The 15,255-nt window shown below is 58.5% G+C and carries 15 protein-coding genes; 8 read left to right on the top strand and 7 right to left on the bottom strand.

The window, feature by feature from the left end; genetic code table 11:
- Positions 1-82 precede the first annotated feature (82 nt).
- The 3 genes from glpA to glpC are packed head-to-tail and all read left to right on the top strand — an operon-like array spanning position 83 to position 4,183.
- Complete coding sequence (glpA, locus tag ACUTQW_RS16925) at positions 83-1,726, top strand: anaerobic glycerol-3-phosphate dehydrogenase subunit A (RefSeq protein WP_004950943.1); 1,644 nt, start codon at positions 83-85, stop codon at positions 1,724-1,726.
- Complete coding sequence (gene glpB, locus ACUTQW_RS16920) at positions 1,716-2,987, top strand: glycerol-3-phosphate dehydrogenase subunit GlpB (protein WP_020438295.1); 1,272 nt, start codon at positions 1,716-1,718, stop codon at positions 2,985-2,987. The genes glpA and glpB overlap by 11 nt, the downstream gene beginning before the upstream one ends.
- Complete coding sequence (glpC, locus tag ACUTQW_RS16915) at positions 2,984-4,183, top strand: anaerobic glycerol-3-phosphate dehydrogenase subunit GlpC (RefSeq protein ID WP_006323046.1); 1,200 nt, start codon at positions 2,984-2,986, stop codon at positions 4,181-4,183. The genes glpB and glpC overlap by 4 nt, the downstream gene beginning before the upstream one ends.
- A gap of 47 nt (positions 4,184-4,230) precedes the next feature.
- On the opposite strand, the gene ACUTQW_RS16910 is transcribed toward glpC, so the two are convergent.
- The 3 genes from ACUTQW_RS16910 to ACUTQW_RS16900 form a co-directional block, all read right to left on the bottom strand.
- Complete coding sequence (locus ACUTQW_RS16910; RefSeq protein ID WP_004950949.1) at positions 4,231-4,794, bottom strand: DcrB family lipoprotein; 564 nt, start codon at positions 4,792-4,794, stop codon at positions 4,231-4,233.
- A gap of 80 nt (positions 4,795-4,874) precedes the next feature.
- On the bottom strand, positions 4,875-5,309 hold the full coding sequence (locus tag ACUTQW_RS16905) for a GNAT family N-acetyltransferase (protein WP_006323047.1): 435 nt from the start codon (positions 5,307-5,309) through the stop codon (positions 4,875-4,877).
- A gap of 42 nt (positions 5,310-5,351) precedes the next feature.
- Complete coding sequence (locus ACUTQW_RS16900) at positions 5,352-6,017, bottom strand: 7-cyano-7-deazaguanine/7-aminomethyl-7-deazaguanine transporter (RefSeq protein ID WP_006323048.1); 666 nt, start codon at positions 6,015-6,017, stop codon at positions 5,352-5,354.
- A 220-nt stretch (positions 6,018-6,237) separates the two neighbouring features.
- On the opposite strand from ACUTQW_RS16900, the gene tusA reads away from it, so the two are divergent.
- Positions 6,238-6,483, top strand: coding sequence for a sulfurtransferase TusA (tusA, locus tag ACUTQW_RS16895; protein WP_004950955.1), 246 nt, complete (start codon positions 6,238-6,240; stop codon positions 6,481-6,483).
- 55 nt (positions 6,484-6,538) lie between these two features.
- Here tusA and ACUTQW_RS16890 read toward each other — a convergent pair whose 3' ends face one another.
- Positions 6,539-8,854, bottom strand: a complete 2,316-nt coding sequence (locus ACUTQW_RS16890; RefSeq protein WP_006323050.1) for a zinc/cadmium/mercury/lead-transporting ATPase — start codon at positions 8,852-8,854, stop codon at positions 6,539-6,541.
- Between the two features lie 642 nt (positions 8,855-9,496).
- Here ACUTQW_RS16890 and ACUTQW_RS16885 point away from each other — a divergent pair.
- Both ACUTQW_RS16885 and ACUTQW_RS16880 read left to right on the top strand, forming a co-directional pair.
- A complete protein-coding gene (locus ACUTQW_RS16885; RefSeq protein ID WP_020438298.1) occupies positions 9,497-10,960 on the top strand; it encodes a serralysin family metalloprotease in 1,464 nt (487 codons plus the stop codon).
- Positions 10,961-11,015: 55 nt separating this feature from the next.
- A complete protein-coding gene (locus ACUTQW_RS16880) occupies positions 11,016-11,393 on the top strand; it encodes an AprI/Inh family metalloprotease inhibitor (RefSeq protein WP_004950962.1) in 378 nt (125 codons plus the stop codon).
- Positions 11,394-11,430: 37 nt separating this feature from the next.
- On the opposite strand, the gene ACUTQW_RS16875 is transcribed toward ACUTQW_RS16880, so the two are convergent.
- Positions 11,431-12,057: a lysoplasmalogenase gene (locus ACUTQW_RS16875; RefSeq protein ID WP_006323060.1), complete on the bottom strand. Its 627-nt coding sequence runs from the start codon at positions 12,055-12,057 to the stop codon at positions 11,431-11,433.
- Positions 12,058-12,218: 161 nt separating this feature from the next.
- On the opposite strand from ACUTQW_RS16875, the gene ACUTQW_RS16870 reads away from it, so the two are divergent.
- Complete coding sequence (locus tag ACUTQW_RS16870; protein WP_006323061.1) at positions 12,219-12,572, top strand: DUF2500 domain-containing protein; 354 nt, start codon at positions 12,219-12,221, stop codon at positions 12,570-12,572.
- A gap of 1 nt (position 12,573) precedes the next feature.
- Here ACUTQW_RS16870 and ACUTQW_RS16865 read toward each other — a convergent pair whose 3' ends face one another.
- Positions 12,574-12,846 (bottom strand): DUF1145 family protein, encoded by a 273-nt coding sequence (locus ACUTQW_RS16865; RefSeq protein ID WP_006323063.1) that lies wholly within the window; start codon positions 12,844-12,846, stop codon positions 12,574-12,576.
- Positions 12,836-13,456 carry a 16S rRNA (guanine(966)-N(2))-methyltransferase gene (gene rsmD, locus ACUTQW_RS16860; RefSeq protein ID WP_006323064.1) on the bottom strand — a complete coding sequence of 207 codons (621 nt, stop codon included), beginning with the start codon at positions 13,454-13,456 and terminating at the stop codon, positions 12,836-12,838. The genes ACUTQW_RS16865 and rsmD overlap by 11 nt, the downstream gene beginning before the upstream one ends.
- Positions 13,457-13,677: 221 nt before the next feature.
- On the opposite strand from rsmD, the gene ftsY reads away from it, so the two are divergent.
- The gene (gene ftsY / locus ACUTQW_RS16855) at positions 13,678-15,252 is read left to right on the top strand and encodes a signal recognition particle-docking protein FtsY (RefSeq protein ID WP_445654917.1); all 1,575 of its coding nucleotides are present in this window, start codon (positions 13,678-13,680) and stop codon (positions 15,250-15,252) included.
- Positions 15,253-15,255: the final 3 nt, after the last annotated feature.

The raw sequence follows: 15,255 nt of genomic DNA, 5'->3' as shown, positions 1-15,255 counted from the left end.
GTTCGTTATTGTTCCTTATCAAACAAAGACCCCAGTAACTGTGGCCCAATAGGATAATAACCACGGATCCTGAGGGAGCGTAATGAGCAGCCATTCACCGGACAGCGAAACGGATGTGATAATCATTGGTGGCGGTGCGACCGGAGCGGGTATTGCCCGTGACTGCGCGCGGCGTGGCCTGCGTTGCATACTGCTGGAGCGCCATGATATCGCCACCGGCGCCACCGGCCGTAACCACGGCTTGCTGCACAGCGGAGCGCGTTATGCGGTGACCGACGGTGAGTCGGCGCGTGAGTGCATAGAAGAGAACCGCATCCTCAAGCGCATCGCGCATCACTGCATCGAGCGTACCGACGGGCTGTTCATTACCCTGCCGCAGGATTCGCTGGCCTACCAACAACAGTTTATTGCTGCCTGTCACGGTGCCGGCATCAACGCCGAAGCCATTGATCCGCAATTGGCGTTGCGCCTGGAGCCGGCGGCTAACCCGGCGCTGATCGGCGCCGTGCGGGTGCCGGATGGCACCGTCGACCCGTTCCGTCTGACCGCCGCCAATATGCTCGATGCCCGTGAGCATGGCGCGCAGATCCTTACCTATCACCAGGTGGTCGGTTTGTTGCGCGTGGGCGATCGCGTGACCGGCGTGCGCGTTTTCGACCATCAAGCTGCGCGCCGCTACGATATCCACGCCGAGGTGGTGGTCAACGCTGCCGGCATCTGGGGCCAGCAGATTGCGGAATACGCCGATCTGCGCATCCGCATGTTCCCGGCCAAGGGCGCATTGCTGATCCTCGGCCACCGCATCAACAACATGGTAATCAACCGTTGCCGCAAACCGGCAGACGCCGACATTTTGGTGCCGGGCGACACCATCTCGCTGATTGGCACCACCTCCACCCACATCGACTACGACCAGATCGACAACATGGTGGTGACGCCGCAGGAAGTGGACATTCTGATCCGCGAAGGTGCGCTGCTGGCGCCGGAACTGGCGCAAACCCGCATTTTGCGCGCCTATGCCGGGGTGCGACCGCTGGTGGCCAGTGACGACGATCCCAGCGGCCGTAACGTCAGCCGCGGCATCGTGCTGCTCGATCACGCCAGCCGCGATGGGCTGGAGGGATTTATCACCATCACCGGCGGCAAGCTAATGACCTATCGCCTGATGGCGCAGTGGGCGACCGATAAAGTGTGTGAAAAGCTTGGGCTGGATAGCCCATGCACTACCGCGGTGGAACCGCTGCCCGGCTCCCGGCAGACGGCGGAGGAAACGGTGCGCAGCGTGGTGGCGTTGCCGGCCAGTATTCGCGGTTCGGCGGTGTATCGCCATGGCGATCGCGCCAGCCTGGTGCCGGCCGGTAATCGGCTGGACAACAGCCTGGTCTGCGAATGCGAGGCGGTTACCGCCGGCGAGGTGCGCTATGCGGTGAACTCTCTCACCGTCAATAATCTGGTGGATCTCCGTCGCCGCACCCGTGTTGGCATGGGCACCTGCCAGGGTGAACTGTGTGCCTGTCGCGCCGCCGGGTTGCTGACGCGCTTTAACGTCGTCACCCCGCAGCAGTCGATCGATCAGTTGTCGCATTTCCTCAACGAACGCTGGAAGGGCGTACGCCCGATCGCCTGGGGCGATGCGCTGCGCGAGAGCGAGTTCACCAGTTGGGTTTATCAGGGATTGTGCGGGCTGGACGCACGGGAGAAACAGGAGGCGGATGATGCGATTTGACGTGGTGGTGATTGGCGGCGGCTTGGCGGGCATGGCTTGCGCCATCGGGTTGGCAGAACAGGGCAAGCGCTGCGCCGTGGTCAGCTCAGGCCAGAGCGCGCTTTATTTCTCCTCCGGCTCGCTTGATTTGCTGGCGCAATTGCCCGACGGCACGCCGGTCGACGCGCCGCTGGCTGCATTGCCGGAACTGGCGCGACAGGCGCCGCGGCACCCTTATTCCTTGATTGGCGCAGAGCGGGTGGCGCCGTTATCTGATCAGGCGGCCCAGCTGTTGCAGCGCTGCGGCCTGAACCTGCAAGGCAGCAATGAAAGGAATCATCTGCGCATTACGCCGCTCGGCACGCGGCGGGCCACCTGGCTCAGCCCGCAGGCCATTCCGGTGACGCCGTTGGCCGGTGAATTGCCGTGGGAAAGCGTTGCGGTGATTGGCATCGAGGGCTTTTTGGATTTTCAGCCGCAGCTGGCCGCCGATTCACTCATGCAGGCGTTGGGAGTGCGTACCGGGGTCGGCTGGTTGCATTTACCTGCGCTGGACCGGTTGCGCAACAATCCCAGCGAGTTCCGGGCGGTGAATATCGCCAGAGTGCTGGATTTGCCGGAAAATCGGATGCCGATGGCGGACGAGCTGCGCCGGCTGGCCGGCGATGCCGAGGCGATTTTCCTGCCGGCCTGTCTGGGGCTGGAGGAGGATGCCCCGCTGCTGGCTTTACAGGCGGCGGTGGGCAAGCCGGTACGTCTGTTGCCGACGTTACCGCCTTCGGTGCTGGGTATGCGTTTGCACCAGGCATTGCACCGGCGCTTGCAACAGTTGGGCGGTGTTTTTATGCCGGGGGACAGCGTGCTGCGGGCGGATATCGACGCCGGGCGTGTTACCGGCCTTTATACCCGCAATCACGGCGATATTCCGCTGCAGGCGCAGCAGGTGGTGCTGGCCAGCGGCAGCTTCTTTAGCAATGGGTTGGCGGCGGATTTCGACGGCGTGCGCGAGCCGGTGTTTGGGCTGGACGTAGACAGCCAGGCGGATCGCGCCGACTGGAGCCGCAGCGATCTGTTTGCTCCGCAACCCTATTTGCTGTTCGGCGTGCGCACCGATGGCCGGCTGCGTGCGTTAAGGCACGGGGAGGCGCTGACCAACCTGTATGCCATCGGCGCGGTAACCGGCGGGTACGATCCGCTACGGCAGGGCTGCGGCGCCGGCGTTTCGCTGATCGGGGCGCTGCACGTCGCGCAACAGATTGCCGCAGAGGAGGAGCGACCATGAGCCTGCAGAAAGACAACAGCTTTGAAAACTGCATCAAATGCACCGTCTGCACCACCTATTGTCCGGTCGCCAAAGTCAACCCGCTCTATCCGGGGCCAAAACAGGCGGGGCCGGACGGCGAACGCCTGCGGTTGAAGGATCCGGCGCTGTACGATGAAGCGCTGAAGTATTGCACCAACTGCAAGCGCTGTGAGGTCGCCTGCCCGTCCGACGTCAAAATCGGCGATATCATTCAGCGCGCCCGCGCCGATTACGCTCAGAACAAACCGACGCTGCGCGACGCCATCCTCAGCCATACCGACATCATGGGGTCGCTGTCGACACCCTTTGCGCCCATAGTCAATGCCGCCACCGGTCTGAAACCGGTGCGTGCGCTGCTGGACAAAGCGCTGAAAATTGACCACCGCCGCGAGTTGCCAAAATACTCGTTCGGCACCTTCCGCCGCTGGTATCGTCGTCAGGCGCAGGCCCAGCAGCGCTATGCCGAACAGGTGGCGTTTTTTCACGGCTGCTTCGTCAATTACAACCATCCGCAGTTGGGCAAGGATCTGATCAAGGTCTTTAACGCGATGGATATCGGCGTGCAACTGCTGAAGCGCGAGAAATGTTGCGGCGTGCCTTTGATCGCCAACGGCTTTATCGCCCAGGCCAAAAAGCAGGCCGAAGTGAATGCCGAATCGCTGTATGAGGCGGTGTTGGAACGCGGAATTCCCGTGGTGGCGACCTCGTCGAGCTGTACCTTTACCTTACGTGATGAATATCCGCATCTGTTGGAGGTGGACACTTCGGCGGTGCGCGAGCGGGTAGAACTGGCGACGCGCTATTTGTATCGTCTGATCAACCAGGGCCGCACTCTGTCGCTGAAGCGCACGCCGTTGCGGGTGGCGTATCATACGCCGTGCCATATGGAGAAAATGGGCTGGACCGCCTATACGCTGGAGCTGTTGCGGCAAATTCCGGGGGTGGAGCTGATGGTGCTGGATTCGCAGTGTTGCGGCATTGCCGGCACTTACGGGTTTAAATCGGAGAACTATGCGACTTCGCAGGGGATTGGCGCTTCGCTGTTTCGCCAGATAGAGGAAAGCGGTGCGGATCTGGTGGTGACCGACTGCGAAACCTGCAAGTGGCAAATCGAGATGTCGACCAGTAAAAGCTGCGAACATCCGATCACCCTGCTGGCGCAGGCGTTGGCATAATCGGTGATGGGGTGGCGAAACGGGGCCGGCATGCCGGCCCCCTAAGGTTACTGCTTCAGTTTCAAGGTGCTGATGATGCCTTCGGCTTCACTTTGCGCCTGCTGCTGGTTATCTGCCGGCAGCGTGACCTGAATGGTCAGCATATTGTTATCCAGTGTGCCGATCAGGATCGAAGAGTAGGCTTTCTCGCCGCCGCTGGTGATGATGCTGTCCAGTTGACGCAGAGGGACGCCGTTAACGTCGATGGCTTTATTGGTAATCACCTGCAGATTGGCGTCACGCGAGCGCTGGGTGTCTTCCAGACGCTTGGCCAGCGTTTCCAGGTTGTCGGCGGTCTTGTCGCCGAGGATCACGATCAGCGCGCGCTGGCCGGTGCTGTCGGCGTAAACGTGCATGTTGTTCGCCTGGTTGCCCAGCTTACCGCTTTGGTCCGCCATGCCGACCGGCAGAGTGAACGCCAGTTTTCCGTCCAGTAAACTCACCTGTTGCCCGGCCGGTGCGCTGGCCGCAGCACCGCCCGCCGGCGCCTTGGTGTCTTTGGTGTCGCCGTCACAGGCCGCCAGGCCAAGCACTAACAGGCTGATACCCATCAATTTTGCTACTTTACGCATTGGGCTTCCTTCTTCCTTTCAGGTAGGTTTTTACTGCCGTATCGCAACCTATTCCACGTTGAAATGCAAGGCAGATGTTGTCACAAGGCTTTTTCAAGTAATAGCCGATAATCAGCCACTTCGCCTTTCTTTTCCAGTTGAACAATCTGATAGTGATGGCCGATGAGCATCGTCAACATCGCGCGGAATTGATTGCGTGTTTTCACGGTCAACCGCCGATATCCTTGCGCTCTCGCCCAGCGCTCCTGCTCGGCCAACAGTGCCCGCGCCACGCCGTGGCGGCGAAACGCCGGCAGCACGCCGCCCAGCCAGCTGTAAAATACTTTTTCTTGCGTCTGATAACCCAGTTTGAAACCGGCGGCTTGGCCGTCAACCTCGGCGATCAGCAGGTGGCAGGCGGACGGCCCGACGCGTTGCTGTAAATCGGCCAGGCTATGCAGGCCACCGAATTCGGGGATTTGCCGGTACAGGGCGTGGATTTCGTTGAAGGTAGCGTGGCGGGTGATTACTGTCATTGGCGGCCTCCGTAGGGTGCAGGCCGCCAATGATAACACGGCTCAGTTCGCTTGCAGGCTGCCGTCATTGCGGCGGACGGCAATGCGCTTAAGCAGCATATTCAGGAGTACGCCGTACATCGGCAGGAAAAACAGCAGGCAGATCAGAACCTTGAAGCTGTAATCCACCAGCGCGATCTCCACCCAGTTATTGGCCATAAAGGCATCGCTGCTCTTATAAAACGCAATAAAGAAGAACGACAGGGTATCGCTGATATTGCCGAGGAACATTGCCGCAGCAGGAGCAACCCACCAGGCGCTGCGTTGGCGCAGCCGGTTGAAAACGTGTACGTCGAGGATCTGACCGAGCACGTAAGCCATAAAGCTGGCGATGGCGATACGTGCCACAAACAGGTTAAAGCTGCCCAACGCGGCAAAGCCCTGCCATTCGCCCTGATAGGTCACGGTAGAAATCACGTACGAGATGAACAGCGCCGGGACCATTACCGAAAGAATGATACGCCGTGCCAGCGGGGCACCGAAAATACGCACCGTCAGATCGGTTGCCAGGAAGATGAACGGAAAGGTAAAGGCCCCCCAGGTGGTATGGAAGCCGAAAACGGTAATCGGCAACTGCACCAGGTAGTTACTGGAGGTAATGATGACAATATGGAACAGCGATAGCCAGACCAACGCGGTGAGGCGCTGCTGAGCGGTAAACGAATACATGTTGTAGCCTTTTTAGTCGTGGGGTGAGGGAACCCAGGGTGTCTTGTCGCAACAGCAAAATGCGCTGCGCGGCGGCATGATACGTGTTTGCGCAACCAATGCAATGGCTAAATTTAACGCAAACGTTAACGTATCTTGCGCAGAAAAACTACCGGCGTAAACTAGGCGCCAATGAGATGCGGCGGGCGTTCGCCGATCGCTTTTGATCGAGAAAAATTGCATGACTGACTTATTTGCCCAGGCAGACCAGACGCTTGACGCGCTGGGGCTGCGCTGTCCGGAACCGGTGATGATGGTGCGCAAGACCGTACGCCATATGGATGACGGTCAAACCCTGCTGATTATTGCCGATGATCCGGCCACCACCCGCGATATTCCGGGCTTCTGCCGCTTTATGGAGCACACGCTGGTGGCGCAGGAAACCGACAAGGCACCGTACCGCTACCTGTTACGCAAGGGCGTCTGACCGATGTGAGTTGCACCTCAGGGGGAATTGATTCACCCCTGAGGTATGCCGTTGCCTAGTTGCGTTTCTTCAGCAAGCGCAGTGCGTTGGCGGTGACCAGCGCGGTAGCGCCCGAGTCCGCCAGCACCGCCAGCCACAACCCGGTCATCCCCAGCAGTGTGGTGATCAGGAATATCCCTTTCAACCCCAGCGCAATGGTGATGTTCTGCCGGATATTGGCATGGGTAGCGCGCGAGATGCGGATCATTTCTGCCACACCGAGCAACCGGTTATGGGTCAGCGCCGCGTCGGCGGTTTCCAGCGCCACGTCGGTGCCGCTGCCCATGGCGATACCGATGCTTGAGGCTTTCATCGCCGGCGCATCGTTGATACCGTCGCCGATCATCGCCGTCGGGCGCAGTTCACTCAGTTCGATGACCGCTTTCACTTTATCTTCCGGCAGCAGCCCGGCTCGGTAATCGATCCCCAGTTCTGCGGCAATCGCCGCCGCCGCACGCGGGTTATCGCCGGTCAACATCACCCCGTGGATCCCCAGCGCGTTCAATTCGGCAATGGCCTGTTTAGCGTCGCTGCGCAGCGTATCACGCAGTGCCAGCAGGCCGATCGCTACGCCGTTTTCCAACACCACCACCGCCGTTTTGCCAGCGTTTTCCAGTTTTTCTACCTGGCTTTGCAACAAGGCGTCGAGCTGGCCTGCCACCAGTTTACCCGGTGCGCTGATCAACAGAGTTTTACCGTCAACCACGCCTTCCACCCCAACTCCCGCCAGAGCGCGACGCGCCTGAGCCGGCGGCAGAGGCGCACCATACTGCTCGGCCCGTTTGATAATCGCCTGCGCCAGCGGATGATGGGAGCCGGTTTCTACCGCGGCGGCCAGGGTCAGCAACTGCTGTTCGCTGATGCCGTTGATCGGCAGTACATCCGTGACCCTGGGCTTGCCTTCCGTCAGCGTGCCGGTTTTATCGAAAGCGATGGTTTGCACCTGGCCCAACTGTTCCAGCGCCGCGCCGCCTTTGATCAGGGCGCCGCGCCGAGTGGCCGCCGCCAGCCCGGAGGTAATTGCCGCCGGAGTGGATATGACCAGCGCACAAGGACAACCGATCAGCAGCAGGGTCAGGCCGCGGTAAATCCAGATATCCCAGGGCTGTGACAGCAGCAGCGGCGGCACCAGGATCACCGCAACGGCCAGCAGCATAATCGCTGGCGTGTAGTAACTGCTGAACCGGTCAAGGAAACGTTCGATAGGCGCTCGGCGTTCTTCGGCCTCTTCGATCAACTGCAGAATGCGGTCGATGGCGTTTTTGCCCGGCTCGGAAATCACCTTCATCTGCGCGGCCTGATCGACCGACAGGCTGCCCGCCGCGACTTTCTGGCCCTGCTGACGTTCGACCGGCACCGATTCGCCGGTCAGGGCGCTTTCGTCGAAACTGGCGAACGGGTTGAGCAGTTCGGCATCGGCCGGAAGGCGGCCGCCGGGGGCAATTTCAATCACATCGCCGGGGCGCAGGCTGGCGACCGGCACGCGTTTACGCGCCGAGCCTTGCAGCAGCAGCGCATCTTCCGGCACCAGCTCCATCAGTGCCGTCACGCCACGGCGGGCGCGTTTGGCGGCGTAGGATTCCAGCAGCTCGCCAACCATAAACAGCAGCAGCACCATGGCTGCCTCGGCGGTGGCGCCGATAAAGAGCGCGCCTATTGCCGCCACGCTCATCAGGGTTTCAATGGCAAACGGCGTACCGGAGCGGATCAGCCGCAGCGCCTTGGCCGCGACCGGCGCCAGACCGACCAGCGTGGTGGCGATAAACGCAATGCGGCCCAGTTCGGGATTGACCCTATCGAGCACCCAACTGACCACCATCAGCGTGGTAAGCAACAGCAGCGGGCCGAATTCCTTCAGGCGCGATGCCTGGGGCGACTCGGCTTTGGTTGCCTGGGTGCCGAGCAGGGTAAAGCCGGCCTGTTGCACCGCGTCCTGGATGCGCAGGCTGACATCGGATTGGGCGTCGACCACCAGTTTTTCAGTGGCGAACAGCACGCGTGCGTTTTCTACGCCGGGAATGCCCGTAACGGCGTTCTCTATTTTTTTTGCGCAGCTGGGGCAGTCCATGCCGGTGACTTTCCAACTGTAACGTTGGCTGCCGGAAGGAGGGGCGGCAGCCAGACTGTGGCTTTCCTCATCCGGATCCTCATGATCGTCTGTGCTGCAACAGCCGGCGCCATGATCGTGCGAATGAGCATGGCCGGTTTCAACGGTGCCGATTTTTTGTTTGCTGCTGCAACCGTGCTGGGTTTTACCGTGGCTGTGATTGCAGCCGCAGGTACCTTCTGCAGGGTTATGTTCCTGGTGATTATGGTTTTTATGGGTATGCATAACGTCCCCCTCCGGGCAGTTAATGATCGACATTGCGCTGACTCTACACCCTGGAGTCAACTCCAGAGTCAAGCGCCGGATGAGAATTATTGTTAACTGTAAGGCTGAGGGGAAATCGGCGTTGCCGGTGAGTGTTAATCGGTGGGGCGACGCAGGGGTCATTAGGCAAAAAAAGAAAATGTTATTCCCGCAGGGACTAAAAAGGCCTGCCAGCTAATAATAAAGAGTTATTAATCTATAACGGTGTAGTTAAATTTAATTATTTTTATAAAAACAGCCAGCATGATTCTCTTGTGTCTGCAGGCCGCATTCTTATTGAAGTTTGTGACTAACTTATGCGAACTTGATTGCCTTTGATTTGTAAATATGATCAAAAAATAGCATAAATATCTTTCGTTATAAAAATATATAGTTGATTATTTTGTGTTCAATTTTAAGTGCCTGCCTATAATTGGAATCGATTACCATTTCTGTTGGTAATATTATTTACTGATATATATGCATTAATTCTATCTAACACACTGCCGGTAACGGCGCATAAACCCCTTCCAGCAAGCCGGTGATTCGTCTGCCGTGGCTTTCTGGCAGGTTATGTCTATCTGCCTGATTGATAACAATCAGCTAATGAGTGGAATCGAACCAATGCAATCAACTAAAAAGGCAATTGAAGTTACTGAATCCAGCCTCGCCGCTACCGGCTCCGGCTATAATGCTGTAGAAGATCTGTTGCATTACCACGAGCGTGGCAACGGGATTCAGGTTAATGGCAAGGATTCATTTTCTACCGAACAAGCTGGGCTGTTTATTACCCGTGAGAATCAAACCTGGAACGGTTATAAGGTTTTTGGTCAACCGGCTAAATTAACTTTCTCTTTCCCGGATTATAAATTCTCTTCTACCAATGTCGCCGGCGATACCGGGCTGAGTAAGTTCAGCGCCGAACAGCAACAGCAAGCTAAACTGTCGCTGCAATCCTGGTCTGATGTGGCCAATATTACCTTCACCGAAGTCGCCCCCAGCCAGAAGGCCAATATCACCTTCGGCAATTACAGCCAGGATCGCCCCGGCCATTACGACTACGACACTCAGGCTTACGCTTTCCTGCCTAACACGATTTATCAGGGGCAGAACCTGGGCGGCCAAACCTGGTACAACGTCAATCAGTCCAATGTTCAACATCCGGCAAGCGAAGATTACGGTCGTCAGACGTTCACTCATGAAATTGGCCACGCGCTGGGCCTGAGCCACCCGGGCGATTATAACGCCGGGGAAGGCAACCCAACCTACAACGACGCCAGCTATGCCGAAGACACTCGCGAGTTCAGCCTGATGAGCTATTGGAGTGAAACCAATACCGGCGGCGACAACGGCGGCCACTATGCCGCGGCACCGTTGCTGGATGACATTTCCGCCATTCAGCATCTGTATGGCGCCAACCTGTCCACCCGCACCGGCGATACCGTGTATGGCTTCAACTCCAATACCGGCCGCGATTTCCTCAGCACCTCCGGCAACGCGCAGAAAGTGATCTTTGCGGCCTGGGATGCGGGCGGCAATGATACCTTCGATTTCTCCGGCTACACGGCCAACCAGCGCATCAATCTGAACGAGAAATCCTTCTCGGACGTAGGCGGGCTGAAAGGTAACGTGTCGATCGCTGCGGGCGTCACCATTGAGAACGCCATTGGCGGTTCAGGCAACGACGTTATCGTCGGTAATGCGGCCAACAACGTGTTGAAAGGCGGCGCGGGCAACGACATTCTGTTCGGCGGCGCAGGTGCCGATGAACTGTGGGGCGGCGCAGGCAAAGATACCTTTGTTTTCGCCGCCGTCAGCGATTCCAAGCCTGGCGCTGCTGACTGGATCCGTGATTTCCAGAAAGGTACCGATAAAATCGACCTGTCGTTCTTTAATCAAGGGGCGCAGGGCGGCGATGCGATCCACTTCGTCGATCATTTCAGCGGTGCGGCGGGTGAAGCATTGTTAACTTACGATAGCTCGAGCAACGTCAGCGATTTGGCGCTGAACATTGGCGGGCATCAGACGCCGGACTTCCTGGTGAAAATTGTCGGGCAGGCGGATGTCGCCACCGACTTTATCGTGTAACAGTGAACATCATAACGCCCGGCGCAATCTGGCCGGGCGTTATGCGGGAGTTAACATGAAAGGCAGTTTAGCGCGCGCCGCCGTGGTGGCGGGGGGCATGATGATGACGGGAGCCGTTATGGCCGGCAGTTTGGTTCTTCCCTCCGCGAAGTCGCTGGCGGGGCAATGGTTGATCGCCGATGCCGAACGACAGTGCCAGATTGAATTTTTGGCTAGCGAACAAAGCGAAATCAACGGTTATCAGTTGGTGGACAGTCAGCACTGTCTGAAAAAGGTGTTTACGGCAGAAGTGGTCGGCTGGCGCCCGGCGCCGGATGGCATCGCTCTGTTGCAGGCCGATGGCAGTACGCTGGCGTTCTTTTCGCGCGACGGCGAGAGTTACCGCAATCAACTCGGGGCAGATGACGGCCTGACTCTGAAGGCGCTGGCGTAATAAAACGGGTTCGGTCGCCCGAACCCGCTTTGGATATTTACAGATACAACGAGCGTACGATCAGGAAATGGCCGGAGAAGTAGCAGAACGCCACCAGCGCGTCCGCCGCCCGGAAACTAAAACGGTAGCGGTTAATCAGCCATACCACGTTGGCCAGCAGCAGCAATGAGGTGCCCGCCAACAGCGAGAAACTGAAGTCGGTGCTGCGCATAAAGTAATGCTCACCCGCCAGCCACACCATCAGCAATGTCATCGCCACGTAGGTGGCAATTGGCCAGCGCATCTCTTCCAGCCGGGTCCAGATGGTTGCTAGCAGCAACGCGCCGATAATCAGCAGCGCCAGCGGCAGCGGCCAAAACAGGCTGAAGCTCATCTGGCTGGCGAAGCTCAGGGTGTAAAGCAGGTGCGAAAGGAAAAATGCGCCGATGGCGTACAGCACACGCTCACGCGGCAGCAGCAGCAGGGCGTCGGCGAGCAGCGTCGCCACCAGGCCGAGGACGATCAGATACCCTGCGGCACCCAGCACCGGCGCTTGCCAGGCCAGCAGCAACAGCAGCAGCAGAGTAAGCGGTTTAAACACCCAACGCTGCCAGCGTGGCCCGCGATAGGAGGCGTCTACGAACAACCAACCGGAAAAGAATACGGCAAGGAACGGCCAACTCATTGTGTCTTCCTTATTCATTATGGGAGCCGCAGAGTCCGGCTCCAAATTGTCACCAGTGTCACTTCCTATGTGCAGTGTAGGCAGCGCACCTGCAATCGACAATGCTTTCTTGAGAATGCTATGTTTACGCTGATTTAGCCGCGAAGGGAATGGGAAGAAAGATGAGTAAGCCGCCGCTGTTTTTTGTCGCCGTGATTGCGTTGATCGCCGTGCTGGCGACGCACCGTTACTTCAACCAGCGCCGGGCTGAGGCGGAAAATGACCGCGCGCCGGTGCGCAGCTTGCAGGTCAAGGTTAGCGACAAGCGCGAATTTCCCGTGGCGACCACCCGTTCACGTCAGCGCGAACAGATGGTCAATGAGCCGATGCATTATGAGGTGGTGTTCAGCCCGTTGCGCGGCGGCGAGGACATTCGGCTACGGCTGAAACAGTGGCAGTACAACCCGATCGAAAAGGGCACGCAGGGCACGTTGAGCATGCAGGGCACGCGCTTCGTCTCCTTTACCGCCCAATAACCTATTTCCTTTTGATCGGCGGCTGTTTTTTCTGCCATGCCAGCAGCTCGAAGACGCCAAAGACGAAGATCTTGGCTTCCTGCCAGTAGCTTATCGGCTGATCTTTCGGCTGGGTAGACTTCAGCAACACCAGTTGCAGCCCGTGCATCACCACCATAAAGAACAGCGCCACGTCGATGAAATATTTCAGCGGCTTGGGAAAAGGGTGGAACAGATTGGAGAGCAGAAAGCCCCATACGCACAGCATCAGCAGGCGGCCCAGATTAATCAGCATTGTTGGTTTTCTCTTGCGAACGAACATAAAGCCGGTAAGCCACCTGACCGGCGACTTTTTCCCGGTGTAATTGCCAGTTGGCCGGCACGTCAGCCGCAGCGCTTTCCGCTTCGGCCTCTACGTAAATCCAGGCCTCATCGGCCAGCCAACCTTGCTGTTCCAGCAGGGTGACGGTTTCTGCCAGCAGCCCTTTGCGGAATGGCGGATCGAGAAACACCACGTCGAACGGCTGGCCGTTGCCTGCCAACCAGCTCAGCGCGTTGGTGTTGACCACCGTGCCTTTACCCTGCAGCAATGCCAGGTTTTTCTCCAGTTGCTGCGCTACCGGGCGTTCAAACTCCAGCAGCGTGGCGCTGCCGGCATAGCGTGACAGCGCCTCCAGCCCCAATGCGCCGCTGCCGGCAAAACAGTCAAGGCAGCGTGCGCCCTGAATGACCGGTGCCAGCCAGTTGAACAGGGTTTCGCGGACGCGATCGGTGGTCGGGCGCAGCCCTGGGCTGTTCGGCACCGGCAGTTTACGCCCGCGCCATTGGCCGCCGATAATGCGGATCTGCCCGGCTGCGGCCTGGGGCGGTTTTTTGGCCGATGCCCGTGGCGTTAGTCTTGTCATAGGTTTGCTTTATTTCTTTCTCTGGCCGCGAGGCCGCACGAGTTAACGAAAAGTTGCACCTATTCTACCGGTGAGAGGCGCCGGGGGGAACGGTAAAACTTTGTTGCCTGATTTCACAGTGGAAAGCATACCGGATGCGTGTTGCTGCGCGAGGGAAAGTGATAGACTCGGCGGATTATTGTCAGCATAAGCAAGCCTTAGGTACGGAGTAGAGTCATCACATGGCAAAAGATAAGAAACGTGGGTTTTTCTCCTGGCTGGGCTTCGGCCAGAAGGAAGAAGAGCAACAGCAACCTGAACCGTCGGTAGAGCAGACGGAAAATCAGGCCGTGGAGACACCGGCTGAACCGGTTGCCGCCCCGCTGGACGACAAGCTCCCCGCCCAGGAATCTGAACCTGCCGCCTCCGTTGATACCCCAGGGGAATGGGACGGCAGCCTGACCGGCGAGCATATCGCCGAAAGCGTACCTGTCGTCGCTGAGCATTCCACCCCGGCGCAAGCGTTGGCGGAAGAGGTTGTCACCCTCACCGAGCAGGTGGCGGCGCAGCAGCAGCAGCCGGTTGTTGAAGCGATCGCCGAGCCGGTTGCGATTATGGCCCCTGAGCCAGCCGTTGAACCTGAACCCATCGCATCAGCGCCTGCTGTCGAGCCTGAGCCGATCGTAGAGCCTGAGCCGGAAGTGGTTGAAACTGTGGTTGAGCCAGAGCCAGAGCCAGAGCCAGAGCCAGAGCCAGAGCCTCTGCCGGCCAACGTTGCGCTGGAGCCGGTTATCATCGCCCCGGCCGCGGTTGAAATAATAGAAGAGCAAGAACCCGAATCGACGGAAGCGGACTTGCCGGCCCCGGCGGTAAATCAAGAGCAGGAACGCCCGACCAAAGAAGGCTTCTTCGCCCGCCTGAAGCGCAGCCTGGTGAAAACCAAGCAGAACCTGGGTTCCGGTTTTATCGGCCTGTTCCGTGGCAAGAAAATCGACGACGATCTGTTTGAAGAGCTGGAAGAACAGCTGTTGATTGCCGACGTCGGCGTGGAAACCACCAGTAAAATCATTACCTCCCTGACCCAGCACGCCAGCCGTAAGCAGTTGAAAGACGCCGAGGCGCTGTACGGCAAGCTGAAGGAGGAAATGTCTGAAATTCTGACTAAAGTTGAACAGCCGCTGGATGTTGGCGGCAAAAATCCCTACGTCATACTGATGGTTGGGGTGAACGGCGTGGGCAAAACCACCACCATCGGCAAGCTGGCTCGTCAGTTCCAGGCGGAAGGCAAATCGGTGATGCTGGCGGCGGGGGATACCTTCCGTGCGGCGGCGGTGGAGCAACTGCAGGTGTGGGGCGAGCGCAACCGTATTCCGGTGGTGGCGCAGCATACCGGCGCAGACTCCGCTTCGGTGATCTACGACGCGGTGCAGGCCGCCAAAGCGCGTGGCATTGACGTGCTGCTCGCAGATACCGCCGGCCGCTTGCAGAACAAGGCGCACCTGATGGAAGAGCTGAAGAAGATCGTCCGCGTCATGAAAAAACTGGACGACCAGGCCCCCCATGAGGTTATGCTGACTCTGGATGCCAGCACCGGACAGAATGCTGTCAGCCAGGCGAAATTATTTAATGAAGCCGTGGGCTTAACCGGCATCACGCTGACTAAACTGGACGGTACCGCCAAGGGCGGGGTGATCTTCGCCATTGCCGATCAGTTCGAAATCCCGATTCGCTATATTGGCGTTGGGGAAGGTATCGAAGATTTGCGGCCATTTAAGGCTGACGATTTTATTGAGGCACTTTTTGCCCGAGAGGATTAATAC

The sequence above is a fragment of the Serratia sp. TSA_7 genome, assembly GCF_052692135.1.
The sequence above is the reverse complement of the archived record's forward strand: the minus strand, read 5'-3'. Positions and strand labels throughout refer to the sequence as shown.

What these genes read in the sequence shown, in the direction of transcription:
- ftsY (WP_445654917.1), top strand. Translation starts at nt 13,678, where the DNA reads ATGGCAAAAGATAAGAAACGTGGGTTTTTCTCCTGGCTGGGCTTCGGC.
- ACUTQW_RS16875 (WP_006323060.1), bottom strand. Translation starts at nt 12,057, where the DNA reads ATGAGTTGGCCGTTCCTTGCCGTATTCTTTTCCGGTTGGTTGTTCGTA.
- glpA (WP_004950943.1), top strand. Translation starts at nt 83, where the DNA reads ATGAGCAGCCATTCACCGGACAGCGAAACGGATGTGATAATCATTGGT.
- ACUTQW_RS16900 (WP_006323048.1), bottom strand. Translation starts at nt 6,017, where the DNA reads ATGTATTCGTTTACCGCTCAGCAGCGCCTCACCGCGTTGGTCTGGCTA.
- ACUTQW_RS16865 (WP_006323063.1), bottom strand. Translation starts at nt 12,846, where the DNA reads ATGCTGATTAATCTGGGCCGCCTGCTGATGCTGTGCGTATGGGGCTTT.
- ACUTQW_RS16905 (WP_006323047.1), bottom strand. Translation starts at nt 5,309, where the DNA reads ATGACAGTAATCACCCGCCACGCTACCTTCAACGAAATCCACGCCCTG.
- glpB (WP_020438295.1), top strand. Translation starts at nt 1,716, where the DNA reads ATGCGATTTGACGTGGTGGTGATTGGCGGCGGCTTGGCGGGCATGGCT.
- ACUTQW_RS16885 (WP_020438298.1), top strand. Translation starts at nt 9,497, where the DNA reads ATGCAATCAACTAAAAAGGCAATTGAAGTTACTGAATCCAGCCTCGCC.
- glpC (WP_006323046.1), top strand. Translation starts at nt 2,984, where the DNA reads ATGAGCCTGCAGAAAGACAACAGCTTTGAAAACTGCATCAAATGCACC.
- rsmD (WP_006323064.1), bottom strand. Translation starts at nt 13,456, where the DNA reads ATGACAAGACTAACGCCACGGGCATCGGCCAAAAAACCGCCCCAGGCC.
- ACUTQW_RS16870 (WP_006323061.1), top strand. Translation starts at nt 12,219, where the DNA reads ATGAGTAAGCCGCCGCTGTTTTTTGTCGCCGTGATTGCGTTGATCGCC.
- ACUTQW_RS16880 (WP_004950962.1), top strand. Translation starts at nt 11,016, where the DNA reads ATGAAAGGCAGTTTAGCGCGCGCCGCCGTGGTGGCGGGGGGCATGATG.
- tusA (WP_004950955.1), top strand. Translation starts at nt 6,238, where the DNA reads ATGACTGACTTATTTGCCCAGGCAGACCAGACGCTTGACGCGCTGGGG.
- ACUTQW_RS16910 (WP_004950949.1), bottom strand. Translation starts at nt 4,794, where the DNA reads ATGCGTAAAGTAGCAAAATTGATGGGTATCAGCCTGTTAGTGCTTGGC.
- ACUTQW_RS16890 (WP_006323050.1), bottom strand. Translation starts at nt 8,854, where the DNA reads ATGCATACCCATAAAAACCATAATCACCAGGAACATAACCCTGCAGAA.